The 14,782-nt window shown below is 62.4% G+C and carries 31 protein-coding genes; 23 read left to right on the top strand and 8 right to left on the bottom strand.

Annotated elements, in window-relative coordinates; translation table 11 throughout:
- Position 1: 1 nt before the first annotated feature.
- From BN2476_RS20235 to BN2476_RS20200, 8 genes are all read right to left on the bottom strand, one after another.
- Entirely contained in the window at positions 2-433 is a 432-nt protein-coding gene (locus tag BN2476_RS20235) for a hypothetical protein (protein ID WP_087735922.1), read from the bottom strand.
- Positions 434-583: 150 nt separating this feature from the next.
- Entirely contained in the window at positions 584-937 is a 354-nt protein-coding gene (locus BN2476_RS20230) for a hypothetical protein (protein WP_087735921.1), read from the bottom strand.
- An 87-nt stretch (positions 938-1,024) separates the two neighbouring features.
- Positions 1,025-1,726, bottom strand: coding sequence for a hypothetical protein (locus tag BN2476_RS20225; protein WP_087735920.1), 702 nt, complete (start codon positions 1,724-1,726; stop codon positions 1,025-1,027).
- A gap of 3 nt (positions 1,727-1,729) precedes the next feature.
- Positions 1,730-2,578 carry a hypothetical protein gene (locus BN2476_RS20220; RefSeq protein WP_235850894.1) on the bottom strand — a complete coding sequence of 283 codons (849 nt, stop codon included), beginning with the start codon at positions 2,576-2,578 and terminating at the stop codon, positions 1,730-1,732.
- A 4-nt stretch (positions 2,579-2,582) separates the two neighbouring features.
- Positions 2,583-2,858 carry a hypothetical protein gene (locus BN2476_RS20215; RefSeq protein WP_087735919.1) on the bottom strand — a complete coding sequence of 92 codons (276 nt, stop codon included), beginning with the start codon at positions 2,856-2,858 and terminating at the stop codon, positions 2,583-2,585.
- Position 2,859: 1 nt separating this feature from the next.
- Positions 2,860-3,054, bottom strand: coding sequence for a hypothetical protein (locus BN2476_RS20210; RefSeq protein WP_087735918.1), 195 nt, complete (start codon positions 3,052-3,054; stop codon positions 2,860-2,862).
- A 7-nt stretch (positions 3,055-3,061) separates the two neighbouring features.
- The gene (locus tag BN2476_RS20205) at positions 3,062-3,271 is read right to left on the bottom strand and encodes a hypothetical protein (RefSeq protein WP_087735917.1); all 210 of its coding nucleotides are present in this window, start codon (positions 3,269-3,271) and stop codon (positions 3,062-3,064) included.
- Between the two features lie 342 nt (positions 3,272-3,613).
- A complete protein-coding gene (locus BN2476_RS20200) occupies positions 3,614-4,294 on the bottom strand; it encodes a helix-turn-helix domain-containing protein (RefSeq protein WP_087735916.1) in 681 nt (226 codons plus the stop codon).
- 19 nt (positions 4,295-4,313) lie between these two features.
- Between BN2476_RS20200 and BN2476_RS20195 the strand changes: the two genes are divergently transcribed.
- The 23 genes from BN2476_RS20195 (at position 4,314) to BN2476_RS20080 (ending at position 14,716) form a co-directional block, all read left to right on the top strand.
- A complete protein-coding gene (locus BN2476_RS20195) occupies positions 4,314-4,505 on the top strand; it encodes a helix-turn-helix domain-containing protein (RefSeq protein ID WP_160111733.1) in 192 nt (63 codons plus the stop codon).
- A gap of 1 nt (position 4,506) precedes the next feature.
- Positions 4,507-5,067, top strand: coding sequence for a hypothetical protein (locus tag BN2476_RS20190; RefSeq protein ID WP_087735914.1), 561 nt, complete (start codon positions 4,507-4,509; stop codon positions 5,065-5,067).
- Between the two features lie 89 nt (positions 5,068-5,156).
- Entirely contained in the window at positions 5,157-5,438 is a 282-nt protein-coding gene (locus BN2476_RS20185) for a hypothetical protein (protein WP_087735913.1), read from the top strand.
- Positions 5,439-5,513: 75 nt separating this feature from the next.
- Positions 5,514-5,918 carry a hypothetical protein gene (locus tag BN2476_RS20180; RefSeq protein ID WP_143811004.1) on the top strand — a complete coding sequence of 135 codons (405 nt, stop codon included), beginning with the start codon at positions 5,514-5,516 and terminating at the stop codon, positions 5,916-5,918.
- The gene (locus BN2476_RS20175) at positions 5,915-6,103 is read left to right on the top strand and encodes a hypothetical protein (RefSeq protein WP_087735911.1); all 189 of its coding nucleotides are present in this window, start codon (positions 5,915-5,917) and stop codon (positions 6,101-6,103) included. Before BN2476_RS20180 ends, BN2476_RS20175 begins: the two co-directional genes overlap by 4 nt.
- A gap of 7 nt (positions 6,104-6,110) precedes the next feature.
- Positions 6,111-6,380 carry a helix-turn-helix domain-containing protein gene (locus BN2476_RS20170; RefSeq protein ID WP_087735910.1) on the top strand — a complete coding sequence of 90 codons (270 nt, stop codon included), beginning with the start codon at positions 6,111-6,113 and terminating at the stop codon, positions 6,378-6,380.
- A complete protein-coding gene (locus BN2476_RS20165) occupies positions 6,367-6,918 on the top strand; it encodes a hypothetical protein (RefSeq protein ID WP_087735909.1) in 552 nt (183 codons plus the stop codon). The genes BN2476_RS20170 and BN2476_RS20165 overlap by 14 nt, the downstream gene beginning before the upstream one ends.
- A gap of 233 nt (positions 6,919-7,151) precedes the next feature.
- Entirely contained in the window at positions 7,152-8,105 is a 954-nt protein-coding gene (locus tag BN2476_RS20160) for a hypothetical protein (protein WP_143811003.1), read from the top strand.
- A gap of 132 nt (positions 8,106-8,237) precedes the next feature.
- Entirely contained in the window at positions 8,238-8,783 is a 546-nt protein-coding gene (locus BN2476_RS20150; RefSeq protein ID WP_160111732.1) for a hypothetical protein, read from the top strand.
- Entirely contained in the window at positions 8,780-9,025 is a 246-nt protein-coding gene (locus BN2476_RS20145) for a hypothetical protein (protein ID WP_087735905.1), read from the top strand. The genes BN2476_RS20150 and BN2476_RS20145 overlap by 4 nt, the downstream gene beginning before the upstream one ends.
- Positions 9,022-9,417, top strand: a complete 396-nt coding sequence (locus BN2476_RS20140) for a phage protein NinX family protein (protein ID WP_087735904.1) — start codon at positions 9,022-9,024, stop codon at positions 9,415-9,417. The genes BN2476_RS20145 and BN2476_RS20140 overlap by 4 nt, the downstream gene beginning before the upstream one ends.
- Positions 9,414-9,620 (top strand): hypothetical protein, encoded by a 207-nt coding sequence (locus BN2476_RS20135; protein ID WP_087735903.1) that lies wholly within the window; start codon positions 9,414-9,416, stop codon positions 9,618-9,620. The genes BN2476_RS20140 and BN2476_RS20135 overlap by 4 nt, the downstream gene beginning before the upstream one ends.
- Positions 9,617-9,865, top strand: a complete 249-nt coding sequence (locus BN2476_RS20130) for a hypothetical protein (RefSeq protein WP_087735902.1) — start codon at positions 9,617-9,619, stop codon at positions 9,863-9,865. Before BN2476_RS20135 ends, BN2476_RS20130 begins: the two co-directional genes overlap by 4 nt.
- The gene (locus tag BN2476_RS20125) at positions 9,862-10,380 is read left to right on the top strand and encodes a hypothetical protein (RefSeq protein ID WP_235850893.1); all 519 of its coding nucleotides are present in this window, start codon (positions 9,862-9,864) and stop codon (positions 10,378-10,380) included. Before BN2476_RS20130 ends, BN2476_RS20125 begins: the two co-directional genes overlap by 4 nt.
- A gap of 23 nt (positions 10,381-10,403) precedes the next feature.
- Entirely contained in the window at positions 10,404-10,784 is a 381-nt protein-coding gene (locus tag BN2476_RS20120) for a hypothetical protein (RefSeq protein WP_087735901.1), read from the top strand.
- 14 nt (positions 10,785-10,798) lie between these two features.
- Positions 10,799-11,152 carry a hypothetical protein gene (locus tag BN2476_RS20115; protein WP_087735900.1) on the top strand — a complete coding sequence of 118 codons (354 nt, stop codon included), beginning with the start codon at positions 10,799-10,801 and terminating at the stop codon, positions 11,150-11,152.
- The gene (locus BN2476_RS20110; protein WP_235850892.1) at positions 11,146-11,598 is read left to right on the top strand and encodes a hypothetical protein; all 453 of its coding nucleotides are present in this window, start codon (positions 11,146-11,148) and stop codon (positions 11,596-11,598) included. The genes BN2476_RS20115 and BN2476_RS20110 overlap by 7 nt, the downstream gene beginning before the upstream one ends.
- Complete coding sequence (locus BN2476_RS20105) at positions 11,570-12,193, top strand: hypothetical protein (RefSeq protein WP_143811001.1); 624 nt, start codon at positions 11,570-11,572, stop codon at positions 12,191-12,193. The genes BN2476_RS20110 and BN2476_RS20105 overlap by 29 nt, the downstream gene beginning before the upstream one ends.
- Complete coding sequence (locus tag BN2476_RS46525; RefSeq protein WP_087735898.1) at positions 12,190-12,381, top strand: hypothetical protein; 192 nt, start codon at positions 12,190-12,192, stop codon at positions 12,379-12,381. The genes BN2476_RS20105 and BN2476_RS46525 overlap by 4 nt, the downstream gene beginning before the upstream one ends.
- Complete coding sequence (locus BN2476_RS20095) at positions 12,321-13,085, top strand: hypothetical protein (RefSeq protein WP_143811000.1); 765 nt, start codon at positions 12,321-12,323, stop codon at positions 13,083-13,085. The genes BN2476_RS46525 and BN2476_RS20095 overlap by 61 nt, the downstream gene beginning before the upstream one ends.
- 71 nt (positions 13,086-13,156) lie before the next feature.
- The gene (locus tag BN2476_RS20090; RefSeq protein ID WP_087735896.1) at positions 13,157-13,618 is read left to right on the top strand and encodes a hypothetical protein; all 462 of its coding nucleotides are present in this window, start codon (positions 13,157-13,159) and stop codon (positions 13,616-13,618) included.
- Positions 13,619-13,750: 132 nt separating this feature from the next.
- Positions 13,751-14,002 carry a hypothetical protein gene (locus BN2476_RS20085; protein WP_087735895.1) on the top strand — a complete coding sequence of 84 codons (252 nt, stop codon included), beginning with the start codon at positions 13,751-13,753 and terminating at the stop codon, positions 14,000-14,002.
- Between the two features lie 174 nt (positions 14,003-14,176).
- The gene (locus BN2476_RS20080) at positions 14,177-14,716 is read left to right on the top strand and encodes a hypothetical protein (RefSeq protein WP_235850891.1); all 540 of its coding nucleotides are present in this window, start codon (positions 14,177-14,179) and stop codon (positions 14,714-14,716) included.
- Positions 14,717-14,782 lie beyond the last annotated feature (66 nt).

Here is a 14,782-nt window from a genome sequence, read left to right as displayed (position 1 = left end):
CTTAGTGTTTCGTGACGCCGCGCGGAGCGCTTGCCGGGCCCATTACATCGCGCAGGATTCCCTGCAGGGCACGGTCGCTGAACGCGGTGGGCGTGCTCGGCGTGGTGGCGAGCTGACGCGCGATCGACATGGCATTGCGCCACTCGGCGACGGAGCGGGGATCGGCGAGCCACAGCGGTATCCAGTTGCCGGCGCCGTAGATCTCGTCATAGCGACGCAGCATCGTCTTGCGTGTGAAGTCCACTGCCTCGGCAATGAAAGCCTCTTCGCGCGCGGCGAACGTGTGCTCGACGCCCATCGCGTAGAGGAAATGCGGCGCGGTGTGCTCGTCGAACACGACCGGCTTGACGATCAGGCCGTCTTCGCCGAGGGCGACGAAGATGCGCCGAAGCTCGGTTGCGCGCGAGTCGTCGAAGATGAAGATCGATTTCATGATCGTGATCCCTTTTCGGTTCGCGTCATTCGCCGACGCTGGGCGGCGCGCAGATGCGCGCGGATGAGTCGATGCGCTTCGCGCAAATCGAGGCTTCGGTCGTGGAGTGAGGCGAGGATCTGCCACGGCGTCGGCACCGGCTCGCAGCGCCTACGACGCCTGGTCTTCAAGGAACGACGATTGACGGTCGCGGCCTGTGTCGACGGGCAGATCCTGCAGCGCCTGCCGGAGGGAGTACGTGTCGATCGGCTGAATGCGCAGCTGGCGGCCGACCATGTTCGCGGCGCCTTCGTCGACAAAGCTCATCGAGTAGATCGCGCCCTGTCCGAACAGCTTCGTGAAGGCCTGCGTGGCGGGGGAGTGGCCGGTGGCCTCGAACGCCGGCACGTCGACGCGCACGAAGGCACAGCCTCCCACCGTCTGTTCAGTGACGCGACCGGCGATGCGCGAGTGGCCAAACAGTTCGATGATTGCCCACTGATCGAATTTTTCTGAGGTTGTCATTTCAAGTCCTGAAAAAGCGGGGCGCTGTGATAGCCGCCCACCAAAACTCGCCACACGGGGATGGGTAGCGAGAGACCACCGAGAAAGCTATTTGCAGAGCGCGACGAACATCGTCAGCATCCGCGTCTGTTCGCGTGCGAGTTCGAGGACGGCAGCGCCGCGTTGCAGCGTCACCGATCCGTCGAGCCAATGAGTGAGGACCGCGTCTCCGATCCCGAGCGTGAAGTCCGCGACGCGCGGGTCCGACTTGACGTCTTCGTCGACGGGCTTGACGGCCGCCGGCTGTTCGCTTGACATGGCGCGCGGCGCATCGGCTTTCTTTGCCGGTTTGGGTTGCGGGGGTTCTTTCGGCGCAGGGAGACTGGCCTCCTGACCGGGTAGGAAGTAATGGCCGCGATCGCGCACGATCTCGCCGCGTTTCAGCGCCGCGGCTATGTATGGCGATATGCCAACTTCGGTATCGAGGCCCATCGATTCGCACAGCGCTTTCGACGGCAGCGGTCCTTTCAAGCGCAGACAGGCGATCGCTTGCTCGGCGCGGGTCTTCGTCTCACTTTTCGGCGCAACCGTCCCGGTTTTCGGCGCTTCCGGCTCACCGCCTTTGACTTTCGTCTCATCGGCTGCGGGTTTCGCAGCGTGCTTGAGCGAGCTAACGGGGTTCGCCCAGGCTGTCGACGGGCGCGCCGGCGGCTCACCATTTACCGGCTGCTGTTCGGCGGCGATCGCTTCCGGATTCATCGCCATATCGGCGACGCGCGGAAACATGTTCGGATGGACGGTATCGCTCACGGCTTATCCCAGATGAGGCGCAGCGGCGTGCTGCGGGAAGTGGCGCGTGGCACGCGCGACCGCCGTATCGAGCTCCATCACCGCGGCTTCGCCTTGGAGATGCGCGAGGTCATAGAGACTGGGCAGACCCGTCTGCACCGAATGCATCACTTCTTCTCGCGTCGCGGCGCGGCCTTCCGCATACCAGATCGTTTGTTCCGGATCGCCAATCCTGAAGAGCACGCCTCCCGGGGCACGGAACGCCTTGTATTCGCGCGTCACCCACACGAGCGCGACGCCCGGGTTGCGAGGTATGCCGAGGCCTGCAGGATCCACACGCTCCTCGGGCAGGCCGCTATCACGCCGGACAGCCTTCGGCCGCGCGAGGAAGGGGCATGCCGAGGCCGCGAATTTCGCGCAGTCGACGTGCGACGGCGGCTCGCTCGACGTGCGATTGACAGCGCACATCGGTCCGATCACGAACGCCATGTACTTGCCGAGCTTCTCGCCGCACAGCCAGCAGCGATGCTGGTTGTGGCAGATCCCCATCTTCTTCTGATCCGCGACGCGGAAATCGGGCTTGCCGTCGAACCACGCGACGAAGAACGGGACGGGGTAGCCGCGATCGTCCAGCGGCAGGGCGCGCATACGCGCGGGGAGTTCAGGGAGACCTTCGCGCAGCTGCGTGCTCATCGGAATTCCATCGCGGAGAACGCGCCGCGACCACGCCTCCGTAAGAGCCCGGTCTTCGTTCGCGGGGGCGGGCAGGTTGAAATCGAATGCGGCGTCATAGCGCTTCGAGAGAGCGCACGCGGTCCACGCGACCGCGCCGGACGATGCGAGTGCAAGACCGATATAGCCGAGCGAGTGCATGGTGCTATTCCTCATCGGTGTCGTTGGCGGCGCGACGCTTGATGTCGACGACGTTGTCGTCGAAACCGAGCGAACTCTGGATGGGGGCGACGGCGCGAGGCGTCAGCGTGCGGCCGGTGTGGCGCAGCGGACGACCGACGATCTGCGCACGCACGGCAGCCTGCACGGCGGCGCGCACTGCAGGGTTCAGAAGCGCTTCGTCGGGCGATCCCTCGACGCCGAGCGTGCGGCATGCCGGCGCTAGCAGATCGTCAGGAAGGCGGGTCGGGGTCGGGCGCATCTCAGTCGCCCTCCCTCAAATCCATGCACGTGACTTCGAGGAACGTGTTCCGGTCGATGACCACGACTTCATATTGGTCGTTGGGCACGGTCGCGTACGCAGCCGTTCGGATCACGAGTTCGTTACCGAAGTCGTCGGTGAGAACCGACATCAGCACACGCGTTTTTTCGTCGTCGCTGAAGCGATAGATCCGCATGGCCGTCTCACATGCAGCGCGCGGACTTCACGCACGCGACGTCCTGCTGGTTGGCGGACATTTCGGCCTCGTACGCCGAGTAGCCGTGCCAGAGCAGGTAGAGGAAGAACACGCCGAAGAGGGCGAGCACGTTGCGCGCGAAACGGAACGCCGATTTCACAGCGCGAGCGCCGCGCCGCGTGCTGGCGGTGGGATTGGCTTGCTGTTGCTGGGACATCGTTCGCTCCTGTGTTGCGATCTGATGGAGCGAAATATAGATGTTCCGATATTGAGTGTCAATCGGAAAATCTATATTTGTGTGCGACCATAAGCGGACTGCAGCAGGGAGGGGTGTTTTTAACCGCCGGCGCGGCCGGCGTGGACGTCTAGGAGATGGTCCGAGACCGCGAGCACGATCCGCAGGAGGGCGAGCGCGTGCACGCGTTGAATAGTGGGGGTGGGAAATTCGACGTTGTCGCCGCGGATCTCGATGTGTAACGAGCTCTGGGGCTGGCGAGGCTTGCGTGGAGGTGGGGACGGTTCGCGCGTCTGAGCGCCCCGGCGGCGGAAAGCCGCGAGGTCAACTACTTTTCCGCTTGTGCCCTCGTCGTGCCTGTTCATCTATCGATGGCCCCACGCCGCGACTCGGTAGAGCGCCTCTCAACGCCTCGGTCACGTTCTGGTCGAGCGACGATTCTGCGTTCTCAGCGGCCGCTTCAATTGAGGGAACAGAGGCCAAAGAGGTGCGCTTTACGCGGGTTAGGGCTTCGAGGGTTAGGCGTATGGGCAGCATCTCCTCGTCCGTGAGGCCCGCCTCATAAGCGTCGACGACCGCCTGTAGCAGTTTCGTCATCCCGTCCGTAATGTCCGGGATCTTCGATTCCGCTTCGAATGCGACCCGCGCTCCCGTTGATGTCGCGCGTCTTAGCAATTCGAGTAGTTCGCGCACGGACGCGTGGTCTTCTTCCGGCGTCGTGACAATCACTCGCGGACCTGTGGTGTTCAGCAGCCATTCCGGCGCAACACCTAGAGCCTTGGCAAGCGGAAGTAGTTGAGCAGTGCCGGCGGTGTTGCCGCTCTCGAGGTCAGAGATAGCGGCCTGAGTAAGACCGACTCGGCGCCCGAGCTCAACCTGCGTGAGCTTTGCGGCTTTTCTAGCCTGACGAAGACGTTCCCCAAATTTCATATCGGGATTCTTATACAAGTGCGCATAGATTTTCCGATTGACTTGAAATATCGGAACATCTATATTTCTGCGCATGGAACCAGACCTTCAGACCATGGTGCAAAGGCTGCTCGCCGGCGGCCACACGCAGCGATCCATCGCCGATCGGCTTGGATGCAGCCAGCCCACGATCTCCGACATCGCGAATGGAAAGATCGGAAAGAAGCGGCCGGCCTACCAGCTCGTCAGAGGGCTGGAGCAGCTCGTCAATGAGCTGCCGCCCGTGCAAACCGAGGAGGGCGTCTGAGATGCGCACGTTCAAATCGAAATTCGCGCGTCGCGGCGGCCGGCTGACTCGAAGCACGAAGACCTTTGCCGACAGTGACTGGAAGGAAATGCTTAACCAGCGGGCGCGAGAGATCAATGCGTTCCATCGCGCCTCGGTCCCGCTTCCAAATTTCGAAATCGGTGCGCGCGTGCCCCGGTTATACCCGGGCGAGCCCGCGCCGACCGTGGTGCGTCCGGAGTTTCTGAACTCGATCCACGAAGAGATCCGCACCGTACTGGCGGCGCAGGGGTTCACGACGCTCAAGGAAGAGGTCGATCTCGATCTGTGGGGCCAAACGGCGAATACCGCTCGAGCTGATCGGCCAGATTCTGGATCAACACGGCGACGTCCCGGACTGTCTGCTCGTCTCCAGTTCTTCCGCGAAGCGCTGCGTTCACGGCGCGTCGATCGAGAACATCCGCTACCGCCTGCGCAGGAAGGATCTTGTGCTGGTGAAGAGCATGAATCAACGCGATCACAACGAGCATCGTCGGGTCTTTCGGAGCTGCTGTCGTTTGTTCGTCGTTGGGTGAAGTCATGAGGGTTCCTTTCCGTGAGGAAACGGTGCGTGTGGGAGCCACCGATTCTAAACGGGCTGTGAACCCTCACCAATTTCGCGGGCACCGATGAATGGCGGCGCGCGAGCTGGAGGAAGTACTCGCCGATGTGATCGACGCGATGCACCGCTATCCAGCGATCCGCAAGCAGGTTTTGCACTGCCTCTTCGATGAAGACGGACTGAGGAGCGGTGTGTACGACATGGTGACCGACACGATCGCCATCACAAAGCACGACGGCACAGAACTGTCGCTGCACACGAGAAACATCTTGCCGTCGACGTGGCTGCTGCTGTTCGCATCGGCCGTATCGAACGGAGTTGTACCGGAGATGGCGCTGCCTGGCGGCGCGTGAATTTACGGGGCTTTGCATGGTTTCCATGCAAAAAATTTTCGCCAATCGCCAACAGGTGTATCAACAGGTGTTTCGATGACATTTGACTATCACAGCCCATCATCCCGACCGCGAGCAGCGGTCCCTCCCGACATGCCGCCGGCGCCACAGCAGCCGCGGCTTCGCTTTTTGCCCCGCGACGAGATAGAGGCCTGCAAGACGTATCACGAGGTCTGCGCGCTCGCCTGGAAGCATCGTCGTTTCCCCGGCATGTCGCAGCCGTATCTCGCCGCGACGTGTGACCTCATCCAGCAACACGTCTCTGACTACTTCCACGCGGATGAGCGCGATGAGAAGGGCCGCAAGCGGCGCAAGCTGCCCGCCGACAAAGTCGGGATCGTGCAAGAGCAACTCGGCAACTGCGCGATCGCGCAATGGCTGGCGCGCGACATGGCGCTGCGGCTGGTCGAGGAGTACTTCGCGATGGAGGCGGTGCGGTGACAGAGAGTGACGCCCAACGGCGGGCCGACGAGGCGTTGCGTACGGCGCGCGCCAGGGCTGGAGACAACGAAGGTGCAGTGCAGGTCGAGCTGGAAGCAATGATGCATCGCGACGAACAGCTTCACAAAGCACTCGCTGTATTAGGCCTCGCGCATTTGCGTGAGCTGCAGAAACCACGTCACTGACGGACCTATGTCATATCACCTGTCGAACCTCGCATGGGATATCGAGCTGCGCGCGATGCCGAAGATCGTGCTGCTATGCCTGTGCCATTTGAGCCTGCAGAGCACGTGCGAATGCGAAGTGACGGTGCGCAAGCTGTCGTTCGTGTGCGGCATGTCCGTGAGCGCGGTTCGCACGCATATTGATGCGCTCGTGAGCCGGGGCCTTGTCGATGAGATCAGCGCCGACGGCAGGAATTTCTATCGCGTGAATGTGGCGGCGCGCAATGAGCAGCAATAGCCCCGACACAACTCGGCCGATAAACGCGGGGCTCGTCGAGGCCGCAATCCGCCGGCACGTCGATCATCGCCGCAACATCCTGATCCCTGAAGCCACGGTTCGCTGGCCCACCGGTGGCAAGCGCGGTGAATATCGCGCGGACTTCATCATGATCTCCTCATCCGACTACGCGACCGAGCTTGAGGTGAAGATCTCGCTCGGCGACTGGCGAAAGGACCTCTCTAAGCCCAAGTGGGTCGGCATGCCCGGCTGGATCACGCGCTTTGTGTACGTGGTTCCCGAGCAGCTCGGCATTCCCGAATGGGTTCCCGCCCATGCCGGGATCTGGCATGTAAAGCCCGCGCGTGTCGACCATTTCAGCACGCAGCCCGACGGATACGAGATCGTGATCGCGCGTGCACCGCACGTTCTGGGCCGCGAGAAGATCCCCTCGGCCGTCGTGAGCACGTGGTACCGCAATCTCTATTACCGCTTCTGGGAGCAGCGCATCGACGCGCAGCGCTGCATCCCACGTCACATCCGGGAAGGTGTCGTATGAGAGCCGCAGACGTATTGCGCGAGCTCGGTCGCCCGATCGCCTATTACCCGTTCCTCGCAAAGTATCTCGGCGGCGTCAACGCGGCCGTGCTGTTCTGCCAGATCTTCTACTGGCAGGACAAGGCCACGAGCGAATTCGGCGTGCACAAGTCATCTGCCGAACTGGAGAGCGAGACAGGCCTGTCATACGAGGAACAGCGCTCGGCGCGCGCCGCCCTGCGCGAATCGGGCGTGTTGATCGAGACCGAAAAGCGCATCGAACACAAGATCTATTTCCGCGTCGACGACGATGCGCTCGAGCGTCTGCTCGCTTCCGGACCGGTAGCGAAAAAGCCTCGCAAGGCGCGTGCATCGAAGTCGAAAAAGCCGCTTCCCCCAACTGGTAAAAGCCCACTTCCCGAAATGGTAAAAGTCCATTCCGGGGAATCGGAAAAGTCCACTTCGGGAAGTGGTGAAAGTCCATCTCGCGAAATGGACAAAGACGAGTCCGCGAACCGGGAAAATCCTTCGCCGCCAACCGGGCAAAACCTCGTTCGCGGAGCGGGCGAAGTCCATTTGGTTAACGTAGGGGTGACTACTACAGAGACTACAGCAGCAACGCGCGCGAGCGCCGATGCTGTGGATAACTCTGCTGCCGCTGCTGCTGATTCGAAAAACATAAAACCCGACACTGAGGGCGAGCTCACGGATCTGCTGATCGGCCTGGAGCGCGAAAGGGGCAAGGATCTGTCGATCGATCGAAGCCGCGATCGTGTCCACGTGCTCAAGTGGGTCGCTGACGGCGTGACGGTCGCGCAACTGCGCAAAGCGCATGAGTCGGCCGTGGCGGCGCGCAAGCGCGAAAGCGATGGGCGCCCGACGTACGTGGGTTTCGTCGCGACGTTTGTCGACCAGCTGCTCGCTGCGGACAACGCGCCGCAGGGCGGCGCGGTTGCCACCGATCCAGCCGAATGGCACCTCACGGAAGAGGGCGTGATCGCGCGCGCCGCCGAGCTCAACGTGCGTCCGTGCAAGCCGGACGAGGACTGGCACTACTACCGCGTGATCGTGGTGAAGGCCGCGAAAGACCGGCGCGCCGCCGAGTTCGTGCTGGCGGATGCCACGCGTTTCAACTCCCTCGATCTCTACCAGTTCGCGCGCCGGACGTTCGGCGACGCACTCATGCCCGTTGACGACTATGCGTCCTGAGTTCGAACAGCCCGCGCGACCGCGCACGTGCGTGACATGCCGTCACGCAGGCCTGAATCCGCCGGTAAATCTGCCGATGGCGTGCCGTCATCCGATATCGCCGATTGATCCCATCAACGGCTGGGTGAGCACGTGCGCCATGATGCGCGGCCTCGCCGGTCCGTGCGGTCCGCATGGCGATCTGTGGGAAGCGCGTCTGCCGCGCGAGCGCACGTCGTTCTGGCGTTCGATCTGGACGGTGCTCACCGGGAGGCTGTTTTGAGCAAGGTCATCGATATCGAAGATCTGCGGATCCAGCGTCAGCGCCAATTTGCATCGCGGCCGTCGACCGACTGCAAGCACAAGCGCCTGATCCTCGACGACGAGGGCTGCATCGTGCGCTGCGCCGACTGCGACGTGCAGCTGAACGCCTACTGGACGCTGACGTTCTTCCTCGAGCACTACGAGCAGGCGCTCGCGAAACTGAGTGCACGCGAGCGGCGCCACGCCGAGGGCATGCAGCGAGATCTCCACCTGATCGCCGCGCAGCGCGTCGAGCGCGCATGGCGTAGCCGCACGATGGTGCCGGCGTGCCCGCATTGCGGCGAAGGGATAGACGCCAAGGACAACTTCGGCGGAACGATGATCAACAAGACGCTGTACGAACGGCGGCGCGCCGCCAAGCGGGGTGAAAGATGAACGTGAAACCCGGCGATCTCGCCATCGTGCGCAGTTCCGATGTCTGTCCGGAAATTCACGGCGCCATCGTCGAAGTGCTTTCGGCTTCGGCACCGTTCAAAGGCTACGGGCCTGGATGGAATTGCACATGTGCATCGATGCGCGACGCGGGCTTTGCGCATCTGCCGATTCCCGACTCGATGCCGAAGCCGATCAGTGGCGTTCCCGTGCATGACGAGCAGCTCGACGAGGTGATCGCGTGAAAGTCAGCGAACTGAGTGGCTCGCTTCTCGATTACTGGGTTGCGAAAGCCGAATGCACGTTGCCAGAAGACAAGCGCCATCCGGTGGCTGATGTCGCGATTTTTCGCATGCAGCGTGACGGCAAGACCTGGTCGCAGATGCGACTGCATCCGAATTTCCACTTCGCGCCTTCGGAACACTGGGACCAAGGTGGCCTGATCATTGAGCGGGAGTCGATCGGTTTGCACGTCGACGGTGGCGAGTGGGTCGCTCTGAAGGATTACGACGTGTGGCCAACCGGCGCCGTGACGGCTCGGTATGTTGAGACCGCCAGCGAGCCGCTCGTCGCCGCCATGCGCGTCTATGTCGCGTCAAAGTTTGGTGATGACGTCCCCGACGAGGTGCTGGCATGAAGGCGACCATCCTCGCCGACGGCACGCTGCATGTCGCGCCCGAATCAGACGTCGAAGCGTACGCGCTGGATCAATGGTGTCGCGTGAACATCGATTACCGCCGCGCCGACGTTCATGCGCCGAAGATCTGCGTTGATTTCAACGACTATCCCGGCGCAATGCAGTCGCTGACGTTGCGCCCGCCCGGGGAAGCGCAGCAATGAAAACCGAGATCAACACCGACGGCACGTCGTTCATCGGAAACGGCTCGCGTACGCACAAACTGGCCCGGTGTCGCTTTTGCGGCAGCGCGGCCGGCGAGGTCCGCGACGATCAGATCGAGTTCGATTCGTGGACGGCGAGCATCGATTGCAGCGATTGCGACGCGACGCTGACGATTCAATTCACCGCACCGTCGCCCGAAGAGGCGATCGCGCTTGTTGTGTCGATCTGGAATGGTGGCCTATGAGCAAGGGCACCGTTCGTCTCCCGGCTAGCGCTATCACGGGCGGCAAGATCGGCACCGCCCGCGTGGTCGGCCAGATCTCCGCCGCGGCGGCGCGCTTAGCGTCCGCAGATCACGTCCCGCTCGACGCATCTCTCGCTCGCATGGTGAGCGGCACGCTGACGCCAGTCGAGCGCATGCAGCAGCTCGGTCGCGACATGCGCGGCAAACAGAACAAAACCGAGACCGCATACGAGGACGAGGTGCTCAAGCCGCAGCTGCACGCCGGCGAGATCCTCTGGTACCGCTTCGAGGCGATCAAGCTGCGTCTCGCGGACAACACGTTCATCACCATCGATTTCCCTGTCATCACGGCCGCCGGTCAACTCGAGTTCCGCGAGGTGAAAGGGCGCTGGACAGACGACGCGCGCGCGAAGACGAAGGTCGCGGCCGCGCAATTCCCGTTTCGATTTCTCGCTATTCAACGTGCTGGTCGACACGGCTGGCGAGTCGAAGCTCTCACCAGCCGCAGCTGGTGACAACTCAACCTTGGAGCAGAGCAATGACGATGCGCGCAAAGATGATGGTGATGAATGTGTCCGCGAATGTGACTACCGACGCCGGCGGTAACAGCGTGACGAACAGCGAGCAGCTGCGCTTCGCCGCGGTCGGCCCGAACACGGCATATAACCCGGACGGCACGGGCGACGAAGACAACACGTTTTCGCGTTGGACGCCGTGCGCGTCGCTCGACATCACGATTCAAAACCCGGCGCTGTTCGGACAGTTCAATGTCGGCGACAAGTATTACGTCGACTTCACACCGGCGGGCGTGGCCGTTGTGCCCACGATCGCGACCGATGCTGACGTCGGTGAGGCCGCAGAAGAACGCGCCGCCGAGGACCGCGACAACGGCGACGCTGCTCGCGCGACGGAAGGCTGATTTCGGAGCCACGCATGCGCATGACGTTCATCATCCCGGCCGCATTCACTGTGTACGACGTTCCGCAGCGAGACCGGCCGCCGTGCGTGCTCGAGCTGGAGGTGATCGAGCTCGTGCGCATGCATGCCAATCCCGGTTGGAGATTCCGCAAGACGGTGCGTCGTGGCGGACGCGTCACGTACACCGCGTACGTGCGTTTGCCTGGCTGGATCACGGCGCCGGAGAAATGGCCGCGCCTCGAAACGGGCGAAGTCGAGATCACGGTGCCGATGCACTTCAACCAGCGCGCCGCCTTCCCGGAATTCCCGCCGGGCAAGAATCGCGTTCGACTTGATGACGTCCTGCAGCTGCGAGGCGAGCCGTGCTGACACGCAAGAAACAGCTGCAGCGCACCCAATTCAAGCGGAAACCGCATCACTCGCCCTTCAGCAGCCTGACGCCGCGCAAGCAGCGGATCCGCAATGGTGAGGTCAAACGTCGCACACGGAAGAAGCGCGAGTGGCACGACGCGAAGATGCGCAACGCCTGCCGCGACCAGATCTGCTATCTCCGCGTGCCGGCGCTGTGTCCGCAGCGCGATCCGGAAGAGACGATCGTGCCCGCGCACAGCAATGAGAGCGAGCACGGGAAGGGCGGCGCGCGTAAAGCCGACGACAGGTACACGGTGCCTGCGTGCTTCTGGTGCCATGCATGGCTCGATCAGGGCGATGCGCCGCGGCTTTTGAAATTCCGGACATGGCGGCGCGGATACCGCGAGTGGTCGCTCGTACGCGACGGCGCCGTCGATGAAACAGTGGGTGAGCTCGATGAATGAACGACGACGGCTGGCGGCAATGGCGCCCGACTGGACCCCGGATGAGGACGCGATCCTCGCACGCGGCTGGAAGGACGGGAAAACCGCAAAACAGATCCTCAAAGAGCTTCCGTTGCGCACAGAATCCGCGCTGCGTAAGCGCCGCGACATCCTGCAGCTACCGGTGCGCAGGGTATTCGGCTCAGACACCGTGATGCGCGCCACTGCGCTGCCGATCTGGAACGCTCTCAAGCGTCGGCCGTCCACTCGCGTCGAACTGGCGGCGCGCGCCGCCGTCGGCTCACAGTCGATCAGCAATTTCATCAAGGAAAACCGTGCGCAGATCCACGTGAGCAGCTGGAAGCGGTCTACGGGCGGTAAGTACGTCGAGGTGTTCAAGGCTGGCGCTGGCATCGACGCGCCGAAGCCAGCTCCGAAACCACGCAAACAGACATATGCGGAATGGTGGCAACGGCTCAAGCGCGAGCGGCCCGACGTCGCTGGCCATCGCATTGCGCGCGACAACCATCGGCGCGATGTCAGGCAGGGCCGATTGGTGCGCCGCGATCCTGCAGTGCAGGCGCTATTCGGCACTGGCGGCGCGCGTGCTGAATGACAGCAGATATCGAGCAGTGGGAGTTCGGCGATCCGGCCGACGTGCTCGAGCAGAAGCGAGGTGAGCGGTGTGTCGGATGCGATCACGCGGTGCTGCGCGAGGATCCGCTGGGCGCGCTGAAACGGGTATGCAGGAAGGGCCGCAAATACGGGAAGCGCTGTGCGCAATACAAGGAAACCATCAAATGACAGAAACGGTAGAAACACTATTCCGCACGCCGCAGGACGCACTGATCTTCGCCTTCAACTATTCGATGCAGCGCGCGGACCGCTCGCTCGTCGACCGCATGGCGTCGCCATCGCCGCGCACGGGCAAAGGCCTCAGCGGCAACGACGGAGCAGCGCAGGCTGGGATGATCCGGCGCGAGCTCGACGAACTGTCCAACATCGACAGGGCGGTACTGGTGGCGCGCTTCGCGCCGCGATCGTGGCCGTGCGCTTGCGGCCGCGCATGCTGCTCCGGCTATGAGCCGAACCCGGAGTATCAGGCGGCGATAAGCCTTCTTACGCAAACGGCGATGAGCGTGCTCGCCGGCCGCATCGTGCATTACCAACTGCGCCGCGGACTGGTCGAAAAGGCTGCCGGCATGAAGGTGGAGATCAAGGCACTCGCGCTCAAATGCGAAGTGTCAGAGAAGACGGCCGAGGCGCACTGGCAGATAATCAAGCTGTGGTTTCAGGGGCGCTCGAAACCCAAGGTAAAGCCGTCGAAGCGCAAGCGCGCCGCCGCTGGCGACGGTACTGCTGATGTCGCTGACGAGGCCCATCTGCACGATGAGACGGTCGAACTGCCTGACGTAGCGAGCGCTGTCGACGGGCTTGAATCTAAGGCGCGCAAGCGTGCGGACGAGTTGCTTTCGACGCTGCCATTCATTGGCAATGTTGGAATATGACGCTCTAAGGTCTCTAATCGCTGCGTCCATATAGAATATGCACGCAGCTAACAACACATTGAGAGACCAGCATGCAAGATACGTACGTCGAGCTCGAGGAACGAGTTCGAAAAGCCGTCGATGATAAGAATCGTCACCAGCAGCGCTTTGAAACCGCTGCCACCGTTCTTCGGGAACGTTTTATCAAGCGCAGGAAAATCGAGAATCCTCACTTGGTGAAGCTCGGATACTTCGATGGAGACGGCAAATTTATCGAGGGCTTCCAGAAGCTGGATTCCGGCCATGCTGGGAACGCCACGTTCCGCGTAATCTTCGCGGGGAGTTGTGACGATGATACGCGTTGTTTCGACCTTAACATTGGCTTCGGCATTCAGAAGAACGGCACTTGGGCTATCCTTCCCAGCTTTTCGCCGTTTCAGCTTCGAGGCGGCGACCATTTGTACGACGCCCTTGAGAATGTGGTCTTCGCGCGACTAGTCGTCTGGATTAACGCAATGGAGGCCGACAATGACCTCCCCGACACGTTCGAATAACCGCGGCGGTGCGTGGATTAGCTTGACACTTCCGTTTTCGACCGTAAAATACGCTCCAATCTGACACTGTGAATAAGTGTCCCCAAAGCCCCGAGTCCTCACCGACCGGGGCTTTTTGCTTTCAGGTGCACGATGAACAAACCGAAGTCCAAGGGCGCCGCGCCCAAGATCGCGCGCCCGCGCCTCGGCGAAAGCGTCATCGTGCGCGCGCCCTTCTTTGCGCAGCCCACCGTGGCGCTCGTGATTGGCCTGTACGACGAGGACACCAACGACATTGCTGTGCAAGCGTTCCCCGTTGGCCGCGAGTCGCTCCAGATTCCGGCGATCCCATATTTCGACAGCGAGCCCGAAGTAGGGCTTCGGTCTGCCGCGTGGGCAGCCTGATTCTGTCTCCTGAATGTTCTCACCATGTCAGCGCCGTTCGCGATCTCCGTTGTATCGAACGCTGCCGCCGTGGCACGTGGACTCTCCGACGTTGAACGTAAGCAGCTGCCTTTCGCGATAGCGCAGACGATCACAGCGGTCGCTCGGCTCGCTGCGAAGGCGGAGAAGGATGCGATGCCGAAGGTCTTCGACAGACCGACACCCTTCACGGTCAACTCTGTGGCCGTGAAGGGCGCAACGAAGTCGAATCCGCAGGCCGTCGTCTACATCAAGGACATCGCAGCGGCCTATCTCGCGCCATACGAGTTCGGCGGCCAGCATAAGCTGATCGGCTCCGGTAAGACGTGGCTGAACCCGAAGGACCGCGCGCTGCTGAACAAGTACGGCAACCTGTCGACGACGACGCTCAACAGGTTGAAGGGTCGGCCCGACATCTTCGTCGGCACGATCAAGACGCGCAGTGGCGAGAGCATCGGTGGGGTGTGGCAGCGGCCGGCCCCGACGAAGGTCATCCGGACGCCGGGTGTGAAGTCGAAGGCACTGCGCGGTCAGAACCAGAGTGGCCATCTGAAGCTGCTGATCCGTTTCGGTGATGCGCGACCTGTCAGGCAGCACCTCGACTTTGGCGGGCGGGCACAGACCGTCGTGCAGCGTGCGTTCGCTGTCGAGTTCGGCAAGGCATTGGCGAAAGCGGTGGCGACGCGCCGCCGTTGACGCAGGCCGCGCCGACGACCGCCCGGAGAGGCCCGCCCAGCAAGGCTCTGCGCGATCTGCCTATTT

The organism is Paraburkholderia piptadeniae, assembly GCF_900007165.1.
Classification (GTDB): domain Bacteria; phylum Pseudomonadota; class Gammaproteobacteria; order Burkholderiales; family Burkholderiaceae; genus Paraburkholderia; species Paraburkholderia piptadeniae.
This window is presented reverse-complemented; position numbering and strand designations above follow the sequence as displayed.